The organism is Clostridium cadaveris, assembly GCF_020911725.1.
Taxonomy (GTDB): domain Bacteria; phylum Bacillota; class Clostridia; order Clostridiales; family Clostridiaceae; genus Clostridium_X; species Clostridium_X cadaveris.
The window spans coordinates 540,001-557,500 of the sequence record NZ_CP076620.1; the positions used below are offsets into that span (position 1 = coordinate 540,001).

At 34.1% G+C, this 17,500-nt stretch carries 15 protein-coding genes and 2 rRNA genes (1 of these 17 cut by a window edge); 15 read left to right on the top strand and 2 right to left on the bottom strand.

Annotation, left to right across the window (positions count from 1 at the left end):
- The 4 genes from KQH81_RS02425 to KQH81_RS02440 all read left to right on the top strand — a co-directional run.
- Positions 1–754 (top strand): 23S ribosomal RNA (locus KQH81_RS02425); it begins 2,150 nt to the left of the window's first position.
- A 134-nt stretch (positions 755–888) separates the two neighbouring features.
- Positions 889–1,006: ribosomal RNA gene (gene rrf / locus KQH81_RS02430) — 5S ribosomal RNA — on the top strand.
- 89 nt (positions 1,007–1,095) lie between these two features.
- The gene (locus tag KQH81_RS02435) at positions 1,096–1,386 is read left to right on the top strand and encodes a hypothetical protein (protein ID WP_230028787.1); all 291 of its coding nucleotides are present in this window, start codon (positions 1,096–1,098) and stop codon (positions 1,384–1,386) included.
- A gap of 26 nt (positions 1,387–1,412) precedes the next feature.
- A complete protein-coding gene (locus KQH81_RS02440) occupies positions 1,413–1,628 on the top strand; it encodes a PRD domain-containing protein (RefSeq protein WP_268254229.1) in 216 nt (71 codons plus the stop codon).
- Positions 1,629–1,768: 140 nt separating this feature from the next.
- On the opposite strand, the gene KQH81_RS02445 is transcribed toward KQH81_RS02440, so the two are convergent.
- Complete coding sequence (locus tag KQH81_RS02445) at positions 1,769–3,142, bottom strand: DUF2334 domain-containing protein (protein WP_230028789.1); 1,374 nt, start codon at positions 3,140–3,142, stop codon at positions 1,769–1,771.
- A gap of 178 nt (positions 3,143–3,320) precedes the next feature.
- Between KQH81_RS02445 and KQH81_RS02450 the strand changes: the two genes are divergently transcribed.
- Positions 3,321–3,521 carry a hypothetical protein gene (locus tag KQH81_RS02450; RefSeq protein ID WP_027639810.1) on the top strand — a complete coding sequence of 67 codons (201 nt, stop codon included), beginning with the start codon at positions 3,321–3,323 and terminating at the stop codon, positions 3,519–3,521.
- A 551-nt stretch (positions 3,522–4,072) separates the two neighbouring features.
- Positions 4,073–6,262, top strand: coding sequence for a DNA topoisomerase III (locus KQH81_RS02455; RefSeq protein WP_230028791.1), 2,190 nt, complete (start codon positions 4,073–4,075; stop codon positions 6,260–6,262).
- A 67-nt stretch (positions 6,263–6,329) separates the two neighbouring features.
- Here KQH81_RS02455 and KQH81_RS02460 read toward each other — a convergent pair whose 3' ends face one another.
- Positions 6,330–7,580 carry a cation:proton antiporter gene (locus KQH81_RS02460; protein ID WP_168972691.1) on the bottom strand — a complete coding sequence of 417 codons (1,251 nt, stop codon included), beginning with the start codon at positions 7,578–7,580 and terminating at the stop codon, positions 6,330–6,332.
- A gap of 144 nt (positions 7,581–7,724) precedes the next feature.
- Between KQH81_RS02460 and KQH81_RS02465 the strand changes: the two genes are divergently transcribed.
- The 9 genes from KQH81_RS02465 to KQH81_RS02500 all read left to right on the top strand — a co-directional run bounded on the left by KQH81_RS02465 (position 7,725) and on the right by KQH81_RS02500 (position 17,440).
- Complete coding sequence (locus KQH81_RS02465; RefSeq protein WP_027639807.1) at positions 7,725–8,612, top strand: LysR family transcriptional regulator; 888 nt, start codon at positions 7,725–7,727, stop codon at positions 8,610–8,612.
- 9 nt (positions 8,613–8,621) lie between these two features.
- Entirely contained in the window at positions 8,622–9,596 is a 975-nt protein-coding gene (locus KQH81_RS02470; RefSeq protein ID WP_027639806.1) for a TIM barrel protein, read from the top strand.
- 106 nt (positions 9,597–9,702) lie between these two features.
- A complete protein-coding gene (locus KQH81_RS02475; RefSeq protein WP_027639805.1) occupies positions 9,703–11,001 on the top strand; it encodes a hemolysin family protein in 1,299 nt (432 codons plus the stop codon).
- Positions 11,002–11,221: 220 nt separating this feature from the next.
- Positions 11,222–12,484, top strand: coding sequence for a tetratricopeptide repeat protein (locus KQH81_RS02480; RefSeq protein WP_230028794.1), 1,263 nt, complete (start codon positions 11,222–11,224; stop codon positions 12,482–12,484).
- Positions 12,485–12,525: 41 nt separating this feature from the next.
- Positions 12,526–12,651, top strand: coding sequence for a hypothetical protein (locus KQH81_RS17585; protein ID WP_267890579.1), 126 nt, complete (start codon positions 12,526–12,528; stop codon positions 12,649–12,651).
- 81 nt (positions 12,652–12,732) lie between these two features.
- Complete coding sequence (locus KQH81_RS02485; RefSeq protein ID WP_155850336.1) at positions 12,733–12,873, top strand: hypothetical protein; 141 nt, start codon at positions 12,733–12,735, stop codon at positions 12,871–12,873.
- A 315-nt stretch (positions 12,874–13,188) separates the two neighbouring features.
- Positions 13,189–13,806, top strand: a complete 618-nt coding sequence (locus tag KQH81_RS02490; RefSeq protein ID WP_230028796.1) for a TetR/AcrR family transcriptional regulator — start codon at positions 13,189–13,191, stop codon at positions 13,804–13,806.
- Between the two features lie 129 nt (positions 13,807–13,935).
- Complete coding sequence (locus KQH81_RS02495) at positions 13,936–15,726, top strand: ABC transporter ATP-binding protein (RefSeq protein ID WP_230028798.1); 1,791 nt, start codon at positions 13,936–13,938, stop codon at positions 15,724–15,726.
- Complete coding sequence (locus KQH81_RS02500; RefSeq protein ID WP_230028800.1) at positions 15,686–17,440, top strand: ABC transporter ATP-binding protein; 1,755 nt, start codon at positions 15,686–15,688, stop codon at positions 17,438–17,440. The genes KQH81_RS02495 and KQH81_RS02500 overlap by 41 nt, the downstream gene beginning before the upstream one ends.
- Positions 17,441–17,500 lie beyond the last annotated feature (60 nt).

The window sequence follows — 17,500 nt, forward strand, 5'->3', positions numbered from 1 at the left end:
AGGTCCTGTGGAGCCACCCTTGGGATACCACCCTGACAGTACTGGGATTCTAACCGGGCACCATGAAGCTGGTGACGGGACATTGTTAGGTGGGCAGTTTGACTGGGGCGGTCGCCTCCAAAAAAGTAACGGAGGCGCCCAAAGGTTCCCTCAGAAGGGTCGGAAATCCTTCGAAGAGTGCAAAGGCAGAAGGGAGCCTGACTGCAAGACCAACAAGTCGAGCAGGGACGAAAGTCGGGCTTAGTGATCCGGTGGTACCTCGTGGGAGGGCCATCGCTCAACGGATAAAAGCTACCTCGGGGATAACAGGCTGATCTCCCCCAAGAGTCCACATCGACGGGGAGGTTTGGCACCTCGATGTCGGCTCGTCGCATCCTGGGGCTGAAGTAGGTCCCAAGGGTTGGGCTGTTCGCCCATTAAAGCGGCACGCGAGCTGGGTTCAGAACGTCGTGAGACAGTTCGGTCCCTATCCGTCGCGGGCGTAGGAAATTTGAGAGGAGCTGTCCTTAGTACGAGAGGACCGGGATGGACTGACCTCTGGTGCACCAGTTGTTCCGCCAGGAGCATAGCTGGGTAGCTAAGTCGGGAAGGGATAAACGCTGAAAGCATCTAAGCGTGAAGCCCCCCTCAAGATGAGATTTCCCATAACGTAAGTTAGTAAGACCCCTTGAAGAACACAAGGTAGATAGGTGAGAGGTGTAAGTGCAGCAATGTATTCAGCTGACTCATACTAATAGGTCGAGGACTTAATCAAAGAAAACAAAGATAGAAATAGAAAATATGTGTGCAATTTTGAAAGAATAATTAAGTTCTTTCAAAGGAAACTCACTCACTGAAGTGAGGAGTACAGTTTTTCAGCTAAATCGAAGATTTAGGAAAAACTAAGCATCTGGTGATGATGCGTAATTTGGTAATACCCGTTCCCATTCCGAACACGAAGGTCAAGCAAATTACGGCTGATGGTACTGCAGGGGAGGCTCTGTGGGAGAGTAGGTGGTCGCCAGGTCAAAAAGACTTCATTTAATATGAAGTCTTTTTTTTATGTATTATTATATTATTTTCTTCACAATTCCAAATTTTTCTAATAAAATCAATATGAGAAAGGATATTAATATAATAGTCTTTGTATTAGCAACGCCTTGTAATTTTATAACTGATAAGATTGTGGAGATTTTAGTTAATCTTGGACAGATAGGCGGAAGCATGATGGGTGCTGCAATAGGACTACTAGGTGGACTTGATTATGGCGGAATGATTAGTAAAGTGCAAAGTACATTTTCAACCATAGCTATATCAGAAAATATATCCATAAGAAATGATATGAAGATATTAGAAAAAGATTTAGAAAAAATGGGTTTAAAGCTTGTTAAGAAAACTGGTATGTGAAGGACAATAGAAGGTGAGGATGAATAATAGAAAGTGTTGAAAAGATGCTTTCTATAAGTGGATTATCAAAGGACAGACAGCTTTTAAGCGGATTATCTCTTCATTTAAGACCAGCTATAAATAGACTGAAATATAAAATGATACTTAGAAATCCTCTCTTAGATTTAATAAAGGAGAATTATGCAGAAGTGTTTGGAGCGTGTGGATTACAAGCAACGTATTTGAAAAGCATTTTGGAATGAGAATAAGCGAAGAAGAGATTGGATATATAGTACTTCACATATGTGCAGGGATAGAAAGAAGTAAATGAAAAGACATCATATTTTCGTCTATGATGTCTTTAAAAAAACTGTAATTCTTTTGTTAATCTAAAAATTGAATGTTAATTTCTAAAATCACTTACATGAGCTGTAACATAGTCATTATCTTTAATTGCTTTAATTATCTGCTTCATAGGAGCATTATCATCATAAGTGTAGAACATCTTGTCCTTGGTAAAAGTAACATCTATAAAGTCAAGTTCCTTTGTTGGATGATAATAAAGGCTCGCTAATTGATAAGGCAATGGGTGATTCAGACCTCTTAGTATAGGTTTAACATTTAGATCTTTAACGTAGCTAAGCGGAGTCGGAATATAGAGATTATCACCTTTACGTCTTAATATAGTAAAATCTATAATACCAGCAGGCTGATATAGATATTGAAAATATTCTTCTATAATCTTTAACTGCTTAGAAGTTGCTTTGTAGTGAGGGCTTTCATAGAAGGTAACAGGAAGATTTAGAGCGCTGGAAGTATCAATTCCAGATTCAATTACCTTTCGTGTTTCTTCCTCAGATGCATTAGCTTTCTTGGAAAGTTCAGTACCTTCAAAGCTTATTTCACTGCCGTACTGATGAGTATATCCGTGAAGACCCAGCTCACCACCATTAAGTATGAGTCTATCCATCATATTTACAAATCCAACATTTTCTATTGAGTTATTAGTAAGCAGGTCATTATCTATATTGTTCTCTGGATCCTTATAACGAGGTACCCAAGCTATATGAAATTTTATATTATTAGAACCTAAAAAATCCGCAAATACTTTGAATTTTTTTTGAGTGGTATCCTTCTGCATATATGGACTTGCACCGAAATCTTCAAGTCTTATAAAAGCTGCTCTTCCGGTCTTAGGAGAATCGGACTTTTGAAATGATGCATTATGTACGAAGTTTATAGTTTTGTCTTTAAAATTAAAATAAGCATTTAGATCAAATATATTCTCTATATCTGAAACAGATAGAAATACTGTATCGTCTTCATTTAATACTTCACCTCTAAGCTTTGAATCAGAGGATATCTTACTAAGAGTGTTAGAAGAAACATTTATAGAAGCTTTGAAATCTTCTTTACTGATAGTTATAATTCCATTAGAAGAATCAAAGGAAAATCCTAAATTAGAACATACCTTGTCCAATGGTAGATAATAACGCTGAGCCTTATAGTATATAGAAGGGTTCTTAGAAAAATCCTTGCCTAAAAAGCAAAACTTAACATCAGAAACCTTTGATACATTCATATCAGATGAATTTATCTTTGGAACATACTTAGATTTAAGTACGTTTTTTGGGGTCTTTGAAGAAGCTAAAGTGCCATCATCTTTTACATTTACCCATCCCTGAAAGAAACTGCAGGCAAATAGTATTACAAATACGACTCCAATAGCACATATGAATTTAATAGCAGTGAAAAAATTTTTTTTAAAACGCGACAAATTATTGTCCTCCTTATAAAATGATCTTTCTATAATTATAACATTGAAAGTATTAAAATAATATTTGGTTTTTTTTACCATTAAGTAAATAATTATTACTAAGCTCCTACAAAATGATAACTGAATTAAAGCATGTTGCATATAATGACAGTATATTAATAGAAGGAGTGTAATAAATATGAGAGATAAGGCTGCCCGTCTAGTTGAGTTTTTTGGATCTTTACTTTTGATATTAACAGCCATATATATAGTAGCTATAAGTGCTCTTGGAAGATTTATAATTAATCCAATGATTATTCCTTTGATGATTTCCTTATTTATAATTGGATGTATAGGTAGTATTTATCTTGGAATAAGTATAAAAAGTAAAAAAGCATAAAGGAGAAGTAAAATATAATATGGAAATTATTTAGAAATCCCACATAGAGTCAAAACAGAACTATGTGGGATTTCTATATTTTATGTTAGTTTTAAAATGAATATTGTAGGAAACGACATATATCATTTATGAAATATATAATTTTAACTTTGATCTTTTTTAAGTAACACTTAAAGCCTCTTGAATAATGATTAAACCTATTTTTGGGTTTTTTTGAGTTATATTTGTAAGACCTAAAAATTTTGTATTTTGCATCATTGCAAGATGAATTCTTAGAAGATGACATGTAGGAGGATTTACTGGTTAATTCACTAGCAGATATGTTATTATTTAAAGTAATGATGTAAATAAATGAAAGCATACAAACTAAACTTATAATTGAAATATTTTTCAATACAGTCATCCCCTTTTCATAATAATAAACTTTGTATGATAAAATCATCATTAATATAATTGTATATGTTTTTATGAAATATAGAAATAGATTTATATTACATATTTATGAAAAATTATTACAATATTGTAAGGTTTGCCGATGAAAGGAGACAAAAATGGATAAAATATTAGTTTTAGCTGAAAAACCTTCAGTAGCAAGAGATATTGCTAAGGTTTTAAAATGTAATAAAAAAGGCGGAGGATATTTGGAGGGAGACAAATACATAGTTACTTGGGCATTAGGACATCTGGTAACTTTAGCTGCGCCAGAGGAATATGATGAAAAATATAAAAAATGGGACATGGAAACTCTTCCTATGATTCCAAACAAGATGAAGCTTAAGGTTATACCAAAAACCTCAAAGCATTTTTATGAAGTTAAAAAAGTCATGGCGAGAGGAGATATAAAAGAACTCATAATAGCAACCGATGCTGGAAGAGAAGGGGAGCTTGTTGCCAGATGGATAATTGAAAAAGCATATTTTAAAAAGCCTATAAAGCGTTTGTGGATTTCATCTCAAACTGACAAGGCAATATTAGACGGATTTAAAAATTTAAAGCCAGGAAAAGAATACGAAAATTTATATAAGGCTGCGGTATCAAGAGCTGAGGCCGATTGGATTGTAGGGCTTAATGTTACAAGAGCTTTAACTTGCAAATACAATGCACAGCTTTCAGCAGGTAGAGTTCAGTCACCAACCCTTGCTATGATTGTTCAAAGGGAAGATGAAATAAAGAATTTTAAACCAAAGAATTATTATACTATATCTGCAAAGGCTAAGAACTTTAATCTTCAATGGATAAATGGGAAAAATGAAAGTGCCATATGGGATGAGAAAAAAGCTGAAGCTTTAGTTTCAAAGGTTAAAGGAAAAATAGGAGTAGTTACATCAATAACAGAATCAGAAAAGAAGAAATTTGCACCAGCGCTCTATGATCTTACAGAGCTTCAAAGGGATGCAAATAAGCTTTGGGGATACTCAGCAAAGCAAACACTTTCTATAATGCAGAGGCTTTATGAAAATTATAAGGTGCTTACTTATCCAAGAACTGATTCAAGATATATATCAAAAGATGTAGTTGCAACTATACCAGATAGACTTAAAGCGGTTGCTCAAGGTCCATATAGGGCAGCAGCTACTGAACTTTTAAATGGAAGGATAAATGCTCACAAAGGATTTGTAGACGACTCTAAGGTAAGTGATCACCACGCTATAATTCCAACAGAAGAAAGAGCAAATATGATGCATTTCAGCCAAGAAGAAAGACATATTTATGATTTGGTAGTAAAGAGATTTTTAAGTGTAATGCTTCCTCCATATGAGTACATCCAAACTAATGTAACTGTAAAGATAGAGGAAGAGACTTTTATCGCAAAAGGAAATGTCACAAAGTCAAAAGGATGGAAGAAAGTTTATGACAAGGAAGATTTTGATGATAATGGAGAAGATGAAAGTTTAGGAGGACAGGAACTTCCAAAATTAGAAAAAGGTCAGGAGATTAATATAACTTCTGTAAGTTTGAATAAACTTCAAACAAAAGCACCAGCTAGATTTAATGAGGGAACTTTACTGTCAGCTATGGAAAATCCTCAAAAGTATATTAGAGTTGACAAGGCTTCGGCTAAGACCTTAAGTGAAACAGGGGGAATAGGTACTGTTGCCACTAGAGCTGATATAATAGAAAAACTGTTTAATAGCTTTTATATAGAAAAAAACGGCAAAGAAATCCTGCCAACATCTAAAGGAAGGCAGCTTATAGATCTTGTTCCAGAAGATTTAAAATCACCTCTTTTAACAGCAAAGTGGGAGAGTGAGCTTGAACTTATAAGCAAAGGAAAGAGAAATAAAGAAGGTTTTATAGAAAGTATGAGAAAGTATTCCTCTGATCTTGTAGATGATATTAAAGGTAGTAAAGACAAATTTGTTCATGATAATATGACAGGAAAAAAATGTCCACAGTGTGGAAAATATATGCTAGAAGTTAAAGGCAAGCATGGAATGATGAACGTATGCCAAGATAGAGAATGTGGATACAAAGAAACTGTAACTAGATTCACCAACGCTAGATGCCCAGAATGCCACAAAAGGCTAGAACTTAGGGGACAAGGCGAAGGTCAAATATATGTATGCCCAAATACTAATTGTTCTTTTAGAGAAAAGGCTTCTGTTTTCAATAAGAGATTTAAAAGCAAGAGCGATAAAATGAACAAGAGAGAAGTTGCAAATATAATGAAGAAGATGAAAAAGGAAAATGAAGAACCTTTAGATAACCCATTTGCAGCTCTTTTAGGAAAGATTAAATAATTAACGAAATAAAAATGCTCTGTAAAATGTGCAAAATCATTTTACAGAGCATTTTTTTATATTTACTCTATTTAGAGACCGCTTCTGCTTTAGAAAAAGAAGAAACCATTTTTGCCTTATCATCAGGTATTGATTTAGACAGATGAAGAGCTGCCTTGGCAGAAGCAGGTCCTATAAGTTCATAAAGAACGGAAGATGACAATATTATAGTAGAAAGAAGTCCACCAATTTCAGGAGGAAGTATTCTTTGACCTAGAGCTGCAAGTCCTATAGAAACTCCTGCTTGAGGAATTAAAGCTAGTCCCAAATAATTTCTTATTTCATCAGGAGACTTGCATACTAAAGCTCCCAAATAAGCACCAGCATATTTTCCAATAATTCTAACTACAAAATAAACCACACCTATAACTCCTGCAGAAGCTAGAGATGAGACATCAAGCTTCATACCTGACAAAACAAAGAAAATTGTTAGTATAGGTGGAGTAAAGTTGTTTATTTGTTTGAATAGATGACTATTATTACTTAGATTTATATAAGCTGCTCCAAGAGCCATTGATGAAAGTAAAGGTGATATATCTAAAACAGAACATACACCTGTCATAGCAAGTATTATGGAAATTGTAATTATAAGTTTGTTATCTTGAGTTCTTCTATCATTTATTATTTTATTTAATATAAAGCCCATAGCTATTCCTATTAATATCGCTACTACATTTGTTAATATAGGAATTAAAAATACAGAAAGACTTAGTTTTGTATTAGAACTTAAAGCTTGGGCAACTGCTATACATATGCTGAAAGCTACTAATGAAACAACATCATCTAGAGCTGTAACCTGCAATATTGTATCTACAAATCTTCCTTTTGCACCATATTGGCGTATAGTCATAATTGTAGAAGCAGGAGCAGTAGCACAACCTATAGCACCTAACATTATTGAAAATGGTACAGATAGATGAAATACAAAAAGCATTACAAGTGTTACAGCAACAGCTGCTAATAAAGATTCAAATATAGTTATGATAAAAACTTTGGCACCATTTTGCTTTAAAACAGCTATTTTAAAATATTTTCCAACACCGAATGCTATAAATGCTAAAGCAACATCTGTAACAAAATCTAATCCATTGATTATTTCTTTTGGAATTATATTTAGGACATAAGGTCCGATTAATATACCTGTAATTATATAAGCTGTAACGTTAGGCAACTTAAATTTTTTAGTCACCCTTGTAAGCAAAAAACTTGTAAGTAGTATAATAGATAAGCTGCTAATGATGACAGCATTATTATTTAAATTTAAAGTAGAAATTAACATTGATGAATACCTCCTAAATGCTTGAAAATTAAAACCGTTTACTTTATAGTGTTGATTATATTAGTAGAAGATGATAAAATCAAATAATAATTCTATATAATATTATAAATAAAACTAATAATCTTGATGAGGAGGGGTAGGATATTGATAGATAACAAGATTAAAACGCTGCTAACTTTAGTAAATGTAGGGAGTTATACTAAAGCGGCAAGACATTTGGCCCTTACTCAGCCAGCGGTGAGTCATCACATAAAATTGCTTGAGCAGGAGTATGGAATAAAGATATTTTATAGCGATAAAAAGAAACTGATTCCAACGCCTGAGGGGGAAATACTAATAAAATATTCTAGAAGAGCTATTGCTTTAGAAGAGAATGCTATAAAAGCGATAGAGGATAATAGAAAGCAAGTTAAAAGTTTAGTTATTGGAATTACGCCTACTGCGGAGGAAAATTTAGTACCTTATGTTTTTGCCTCTTATTGCAACGAGCATCCTAAGATTCATATAAATATTGTTACTAATACTATTAATAATATTTATGATATGCTTAAAGCTTATGAGCTAGATTTGGCAATAATAGAGGGAAGGATAACCGATGATAGGTTCACATCTATACTTTTAGACACGGATTATTTATGTTTGGCAGTTTCCCCTAAACATAAATTTGCAAAAAGAAAAAGTGTTAATTTATTAGAACTAAAAAAAGAAAACTTTATATTAAGACAGCCTAATGCAGGTACACGTAAACTATTTGAGAATCATCTTATAAGTCATTCAGAGAATATAAATAACTTTAATGTAATCATGGAGCTAGATAATGTTTCTCTTATAAAAGACTTGGTGTCTTCTAATCTTGGAATAACGGTAATATCTCATAAATCCTGCAGAGATGAGATTGCAGCCGGGAAATTAGTTGTGGTACCAATAGAAAACCTTATCATGACAAGAGAGATAAATATGATTTATCCAAAGGATTTTCATCACAAAGATATACTAGACGATATTAGAATGGCTTACAATTTAAAGAATTAGGAGGACATTATGATTAAGCTGCTTAGCATGTTCGCTTATAGCTTTGATACAGAAAGGTATGATAACGATAAAAAAGTTATAAGTGAATTTTTATTAAAAAATGAATTCCAAGGAATAGAGCTTATGGCTCCATTATATATGGATGAAAATATCATTCCAAAAGAAATGGTTAAAGGTGTACATCTTGCCAATTATCCTGCATGGATAGATTTATGGACAGGAAATCATGAGAAGCTTTTACAGAGCTTAAGAAGTGAAGAAAGAATTCAAAGCTTTTATGGAGGTACTGATAGAAATGTAATGATTAAAAAGTACAGAGATGAAATAAGAGCAGCAGAGAAAATTGGAGCAAAATATGGAGTTTTTCATATAGGACACGTAGATTTAGAGGATATATTCAATTACGAATTTACCTATTCAGATGAAGAGGTAGTAGAGAAATCAATAGAATTATTAAATGAAATATTTAGAGATTTTCAAACTGATATAATGATACTTTTAGAAAATTTATGGTGGCCAGGCATGACTCTTAGAAAGAAGGAGTTAGTAAGAAAGCTTATTGATGGAATTGAATATAAAAATGTGGGAATAATGCTTGATACAGGACATCTTATGAACACAAACTTTGAACTCAGGTCTGAAGAAGAAGGAGTTAAGTTTGTTATAGATACCATAGAGGATCTTGGAGAGCTTAAGGAATATATAAAAGGGATACATTTTCATTGTTCTTTATCCGGAGAGTATACTAAAAATATGCTCTTAGAAAGTAAAGAATTAAATTATAAAGATATGGATTTTAATGAAATGGAAAGCCTTGTGTATGATAGGTTGATGAAGATTGATTGGCATAAACCTTTCACAGAAAAATGTGCAAAGGATATTATTGATTATGTACAGCCTAAATATCTAGTGTATGAGTTCGTAACAGATAGCTTGGAGAAGCTACAAGCATATATAGATAAACAAAATGAATCTATAAACTAACAGTGAATTATTTGTGCTTTATTGAATATAATGGATACTATAAAAATTATATTATATATGATATAATTTTCTTAAAAATTATTTTTATATCAGAGGGGGAATATAGATGGACAGTAGTCCGAGTGGTAGTATTATTCTTATTCTTATTTTAGTGGCGGTGAATGCATTCTTTGCAGGCACAGAGATGGCTATAGTATCAGTAAATAAAACTAGAATTTCTATTTTAGCAGATGGTGGAAATGAAAAGGCCAAGCTTTTGCAAAAGCTTTTGGATGAGCCAAGTAAATTTCTTGCTACGATACAAGTTGCAATAACTTTTGCAGGATTCTTTGCCAGTGCTTCGGCAGCGACCAAGCTTTCAGGAGGATTTGCAAGTGTTTTAAAATCAGCAAATATTGCTTATAGTGATGAAATTTCATTAGTTATAGTTACTGTAATTATATCCTATATAACATTGGTGCTAGGTGAACTTCTGCCAAAGAGAGTTGCTCTTAAAGATGCAGAAAAAATATCGCTTGCAACAGTAAAACCTATAATTTTCATATCAAAGCTGGCAAAGCCTTTTGTTATGTTATTATCTTGGTCAACTAATCTTTTAGTTAAACTTTTAGGATGTGATGCAGAAAATTCTGAGGATAGAATGTCTAAAGAAGAGATACGATCTATAGTAGAAGTTGGACAAGAACATGGTGTAATTAACGAAAGTGAAAAAGAGATGATTGAATCTATAATATGTTTTGACGATAAGATGTCAAAAGAAGTTATGACACCTAGAACAGAAGTCTTTATGCTAAGCGTCAGCGATAAAATTGAGAATAAGATAGATGCGATACTCACAGAAAATTTTTCAAGGATACCTATATATGAAAAAGAAATTGACAATATAGTTGGTATTCTATATATGAAAGATTTGTTTTCAGCTATTGTTAAAAATGGCATAAGTAATGTGGATATAAAAGATATTATGAGAGAACCTTATTTTGTCCCAGAAACTAAAATTGTTGAGAACTTGTTTAAGGAAATTCAGGCAACAAAAAATCATATTGCTATTCTAATAGATGAATATGGTGGTTTCTCAGGTATAGTAACCATAGAAGACCTTATAGAGGAAGTTGTGGGAGACATTACTGATGAACATGATGCTGAAGAGCCTGAAATTGAGAAAGTCAACGAAAATTCTTATATAGTAAACGGACTTTTAAATATTGATGAAGTCAATGAAGCTTTAAACTTAGATTTGGCATCAGAATCAGCAGATACAATTGGTGGTCTTATTATAGAACTTTTGGGTAATATCCCGAAGTCCAAAGAAGAAACACCTATAGTTCATGGAAATACAATTTTTAAAATAGAGAAACTTGATGAAAAGAGAGTGGATAAAGTTCGAATTTCAATAGTATCATAAATTATAGCCGTTTAATGTAGTGATGTGCTCCTACATTGAACGGCTTTTATGTTAGGAAATAAGAAATTAGCTTATTAAAATAAAATTTTGAAAAAAGTATTTAAAAAAGAAGGAATTTCCATAAAAGTGAATAATAATAATATATATAGTAACTTATAAAAAATTAAAAGTTACTTGGTAATAAAGGGAAAAATAAAAAATATTTGATAGGAGCGCAAAGGTGAACATAAATTTGATGACAAATCAAGAAAAACTCATATTTATAAGAAAACTTTTGAATGCAAGACAAAAAGACTTAGCACGAAATAATATAACTAGAGAATTTATAAGTATGGTTGAAAGCGGAAAGAGAAATATGAGCAGAGATGTAGCAATAGACATCATGAGAAATGCCATTGAGTTCGCTAAAGAAAAAGAAGTAGAGTTAAATTATGATGAAGAGTTTATAGCTAGAACTAAAGAAGAAGATTTATGTGTACTATGCGAGAAACTTCCTGATATTAAGGAAAGCTTTGAGAAATGTGACTATATAGTAAACTTTGGAAAAGAACAAGGTATGTCTTGGACAGAGGTATATGCTACTAAGAAAAAAGGCAATATTTATGTGGTAAATCATGAATATGATAAAGCCGAAGCAGCATATAGGAAATGTCTAAATCTTATAGATAGTATAGGAAGTAATAAACTAAAGCATGAGATTTATAATAATCTTGGATTAATAAAAGATAGATGCCTTAAGTATTATGATGCAGTTATGTATTATCAAGAAGCGTTAAAGTACTGTTATATAAATAATGATTTTATTAAAAAGGATAGAATTACTTATAATATAGGTTTGACTTATTACAATATAGGTAATTATGAAAAATCCATGGATACACTTCAGTTGTTGATGGATGATAAATGTGAACAGACATCTTATTACTATAAGGGAAATATGATACAAGGCGTAATACTTTATAAATTGAAAAGAACCTCAGAAGCATTAAAAACTCTTCTAAATTTAGTAGAAATCAGAAATTTAGATAATAGTTTTTTAATAAGAGCATATAACAATATTGCATTGTGTTATATTGATAAAAAAGAATACAAGAAAGCCGAAGAGTTTTTTGACAAAGCTATAGAAACAGCAAAGGAAACAGATAGAGTTAAACATGAAATTCTAGGTGATAAGGGAAATTTTTACTTTGAATTAAAGAAATATGAAGAGGCTAAAATTGCTTTAAATGAAAGTATAAAGATTAGTGAAGAAATAGGAAGCTATAAATATCAATTAGAAGGTTTAAAGATATTATATGAAATATCAAATGAAGAAAATAACGAGAAAGAAATGGAAGAAATCTTGTTAAAACTATTAAGTGTAGCAAATAATACAAGTTCAAAGGATGAGGTCATATGGGCCATGAAAAGACTTTTGGATTTAGCAGTAAAGCAAAAGGATATAAATAAGATAAAAATTTTTAATGATTACATTAAAGATTAAAATATAAACTTAAATTTTTTATGATATAGGGGGAAAATGTAATGAAGAAAAAAGTAATAGCTATATTAGCAGTGTGCTTCATATTTGGAGGCATAAGAGCATTAGGAATAGGAGCAGTTGGGGAAACAGAATTATGTAGTAATCCTACAGTGATAGAAATAGTTTAGTTAGCTTTAAGAATGGAGCTTCAAGATTATTGAAGAATCTATTTCTTACAAATAAAAATTTCAAGAATGGAGATGATTGTAGTGAAGAAAAGAATAATTTCTATTTTAGCAATTTGCTTATTAGCAACAGGAATTATGCCAAGAACTGGAATAGGTAATCCTGGAGAGCCAGAGTTAGCATTAAGTGGGACAACATCAATTATTGATGTTGAATTAGTGTAGAACTGTAAAAAATATTCATATATTTAGATGCGTGTTTACAAGGATAATTTGTTAACCCATCTAAACTATGAGGTATATTAGGCGGATAGTTGTTACTGTCCGCCTTTTACTGTCTTTAAATCTAATGCCGTAAGTCATCGTTGAGTTGTTGAGTGAACTGAAATAGATTATTCATATGAAGGAAATAGTTCTTTTACTTTTGAGATGGGAATAGTTTTTTGGATATGAGCTTGACAAACTTACAATAAAGATATATTATATCAGTGATATATATCACTGATATAATATATCTTTTGTTTAGAAAGGAGGCCTACTATGGAGCAATTAACTGCTACTCAAAAGAAAATTCTAGACGTTGGTAAAAAAGAGTTTTTGGACAAAGGCTATAAAGATGCATCTTTACGTGGAATCGTGAAGGCAGCTGGATTCACCCAAGGGGCATTTTATGGCTATTATCCAGATAAGGCCGCTTTGTTTGACGCTTTGGTGGCTCCGGCAGCAGATGGACTTATAAATCAGTTTAAAGTGGCACAAGATGCTCATTTTGAGCTGATTCCAGATGGTAAAACTAACGCCAGCCGGGAAATGTCAACGGAATATTTGCAACATTTTCTTAGTTATATTTACGATAATTATGAAGCTTTCAAGCTAATTCTTTGCTGTTCGGATGGGACAAAGTATTCTTCCTTCGTGAATGATTTGGTTGAGCTTGAGGTGAAACAGACAGAGCGATATTATGAGTTGCTGCGATTTCATGGAAAAGTAGAAGGTTTTGCCAGTCACGAGCTTCACCATATGATTACCAGTGCATATTTTACAGCTGTTTTTGAAACCGTTGTTCATGATATGCCGCGAGAAAAAGCTTTCAGTTATATTGAAGAACTCGCCACATTTTTTAATTGCGGTTGGGATGGATTATTAAGGTTCAAATGAGCCTTAATTTTTGAAATTGAGTTAGTTTTGACTAACTAAGGAATACGACTTAAGTCAAATAGCTGCGTACTGCGTACATTCTAAGAAGTACTTTTAAGAATTTTTAATTAATTTAAAAGGAGGATCTCTATGAAAGATAGAAAAACGAGTTCCATAGCGTGGATATTACATTTTGCAACGCAATGCCGTGGGAAAATGATTGTATCGGTTATCCTTGCCATTCTTGGTTCAGCGAGCGGAATGATACCGTATTTTACGGTATCAGCATTGATTGTGCAACTATGTGCTGGAGATTACAGTTTAACTGGGATTATTCAAGCAGCTTTAATCGTATTAGTTGGGTATCTTGGAAAGGTATGGCTTTCGACTGCATCCACAGTACTTTCTCATCACTCGGCATTCACAATTTTGAAAAATATCAGAACAGCTCTTACCGCAAAGCTAGCTCGTGTGCCTATGGGAACGGTACTGGATACCCCTTCAGGCAAATATAAAAGCATTTTGGTAGATACCGTGGAAAAGTTAGAGCTTCCACTTGCACATCTGATTCCAGAAGTAACCGCAAATCTTTTGATTCCACTATTTATGATTATTTACCTGTTTGTTTTGGACTGGAGGCTAGCTCTAGTATCCCTAATCACCATTCCTATCGGTCTATTTTGCTATATGGGCATGATGAAGGATTATCAGGTACGATATAGTCGTGTGCAGGAATCTGGGAAAAATATGGATGCTGCTATCGTGGAATATATCGGTGGTATTGAGATCATCAAAGCTTTTAACCAAAGTGCTGTATCCTATGGGAAATATGCGACCGCTGTAAAAGAAAGTCGGGAGGCAAAAGCCTCTTGGTTTCAAAAAACGAATGGTTATTTTGTAGCGGGAATCGCTATTATGCCTGCCAATCTTCTAGGTGTCCTTCCTTTTGGGAGCTGGTTATTTATGCATGGGCGTTTGGATGCGTCAGTGTTTATAAGTTGTGTCATCCTGTCTCTTGGTTTAGTTCATCCATTGATTCAAGCAATGGAATATACCGATAGTCTGGCTATGGTAGACTCTACTGTGCAGGAAATTGCAGGACTCTTACAGGAAGAGGAATTGAATCGGCCTCAGAAGCCTGTGACGCTGTTAAATCATACTGTTTCAATGTCACATGTGTGTTTTGGATATCATGGCGAAGAGGTGTTGCACGATGTATCCTTCGATGCAGTTCCAAATGGTATGACGGCTATTGTAGGACCATCTGGATCTGGAAAATCGACTATGGCACGGTTGATTTCATCCTTTTGGGATGTGAATAGCGGTGCAGTATTATTAGGGGGAATAGATGTACGCAAACTACCACTTTCTCAAGTGATGGACACTGTTGCCTATGTATCTCAGGATAATTTTTTATTTAATCTCTCTATACGAGAGAATATTCGTATTGGTAAGCCATCTGCAACTGATTTTGAAGTGGAGGAAGCAGCAAAACGTGCAAACTGTCATGATTTTATTTTGAGTCTTCCAAAAGGTTACGAAACTTTGGCAGGTGATGGCGGAGGCAATCTTTCCGGTGGAGAAAGGCAGCGAATCGCTATTGCACGTGCTATTCTAAAAAATAGTCCAGTAGTGGTGCTAGACGAAGCCACGGCATTTACTGATCCAGAAAGTGAAGCAGTAATACAAACATCTCTAAATGAACTAGTACGTGGTAAAACACTTATCGTGATAGCCCATCGATTGGGAACAATCATCGGTGCGGATAAAATTATTGTTATGAATAATGGAAAAATACAGGCACAGGGAATGCATCAAGAGTTGCTTGATTCATGCTCATTGTATAAAACACTTTGGACAGCTTATACCAGTGCCAGAGATACAAGAGAGGAGAAAAATAATGATTGTAATGCTAAATCGATTACTAGACTTTGCTGGTAACCAAAGAAAAAATCTGTTTTACTCTTTTGTGTTCAGCTTTCTGGATTCTATTTTTGCAGTGATTCCAATTTTGGCTATACTTACGGTATTAACGGGTATCCTATCAACTTTAGAGGGAGGAAGTATGCCAGTGTCAACCATATGGATTTCTTTTGGAATTATGACTTTGAGCATTGGTGGACGGATTATATTTGGAAATGCTTCCTCGGTTAGACGTACGTTTGGCAGTTTCGATATGTGTGCAGAAAAGCGACTGGAAATAGGAGAAAACTTAAAGCGTGCTCCTATGGGTTATTTCACTCAGAACAGACTAGGTGATATTACCGCAGCTGCTACCACTACATTGAGCGACATTGAAACCAATGCCGTTTTAGTAATGGACAAGGTGTTTAACGGTTTTATCCACGCCATTGTAATAGCACTTTGGCTATTGGTTTATGAATGGCATATCGGTTTAATTACTATTTTGGGCATTATTATTGCTTTGTCGGTGTACGTTTGGATGCAGAAGGCTGCGAAGAGACTTTCGCCACCACGGCAGGCAGCACAGGCTGGATTGGTTACAGCAATTATTGAATATGTTCAGGGCATGGGAGTCGTCAAAGCATTTGGCCTTGGAGAAAAATCTGGGAAAACGGTAGACGATGCTATTTATAAAAGTGCTGATGCCAACATTGGATTGGAGAGTGTATTTTCTTCTTTAACGGCTGTATATCAGACTGTGTTTAAGTTGGCCGCCTCATCTATATTAGCTGTAGCACCTTATCTGATGATTGGAGGGGAGCTTGATTTGGTGAAATGCCTTCTTTTAGTGATTTCTGGTTTTTTAATTTATTCTCATGTGGAGTTAGTAGGAAGTATGGCTTCAGTAGCACGTGTCGTAGAAGCATCTCTTGACCGTATGGAAAGTGTATTGGATACACCGTCTTTAGATGAAAACGGCAAGGATATCATACCTAAGCATTTGGGTATTGAAATGAGACATGTTTCCTTTGCTTATGAGGATAAAGAAATCATCCATGATATAAGCTTTACAATTCCAGAGAAAACGACATGTGCAATTGTTGGTCCTTCTGGCTCCGGAAAAACAACTATTTGTAGCTTGATTGCTCGTTTTTGGGATGTTCAGCAAGGTCAGATATTGGTGGGTGGATACGATGTTAGGGAATATACATGTGACAGCCTACTGCGCAATTTCTCTATCGTGTTTCAGCATGTGTATCTTTTTGAGGATACCATTGAAAACAATATTAAGTTCGGCAGACCAGAAGCTACAGCTAATCAGGTGATAGATGCAGCTAAGCGTGCCTGTTGCCATGACTTTATTATGAGCTTGCCGCAAGGCTACAAAACAAAGGTGGGTGAAGGTGGATCTTCTCTTTCCGGCGGAGAGAAGCAGCGTATTTCTATTGCTCGCGCTATATTAAAAGATGCACCTATTATTATTTTAGATGAGGCTACAGCCAGTGTAGATCCAGAGAATCAGCAAGAACTACAAAAAACTATTGAGGAGCTTACAAAAAATAAAACTATTTTGATGATTGCACATCGTCTTTCCACCGTGAGAAGTGCTAATCAGATCATAGTGTTAGAGAATGGTCAGATTATTCAGCTAGGCACACATAGGGAACTAATGGCACAAGAGGGGCTGTACCGACGCTTTGTTAATGTCAAGGAACAAACTATCGGTTGGAGATTGAGAAGAAATGTATGATATATAGTAGGATAGATGATTGCTTTTCATTTGCATGAAATTCACAAAATAGGCTCTATA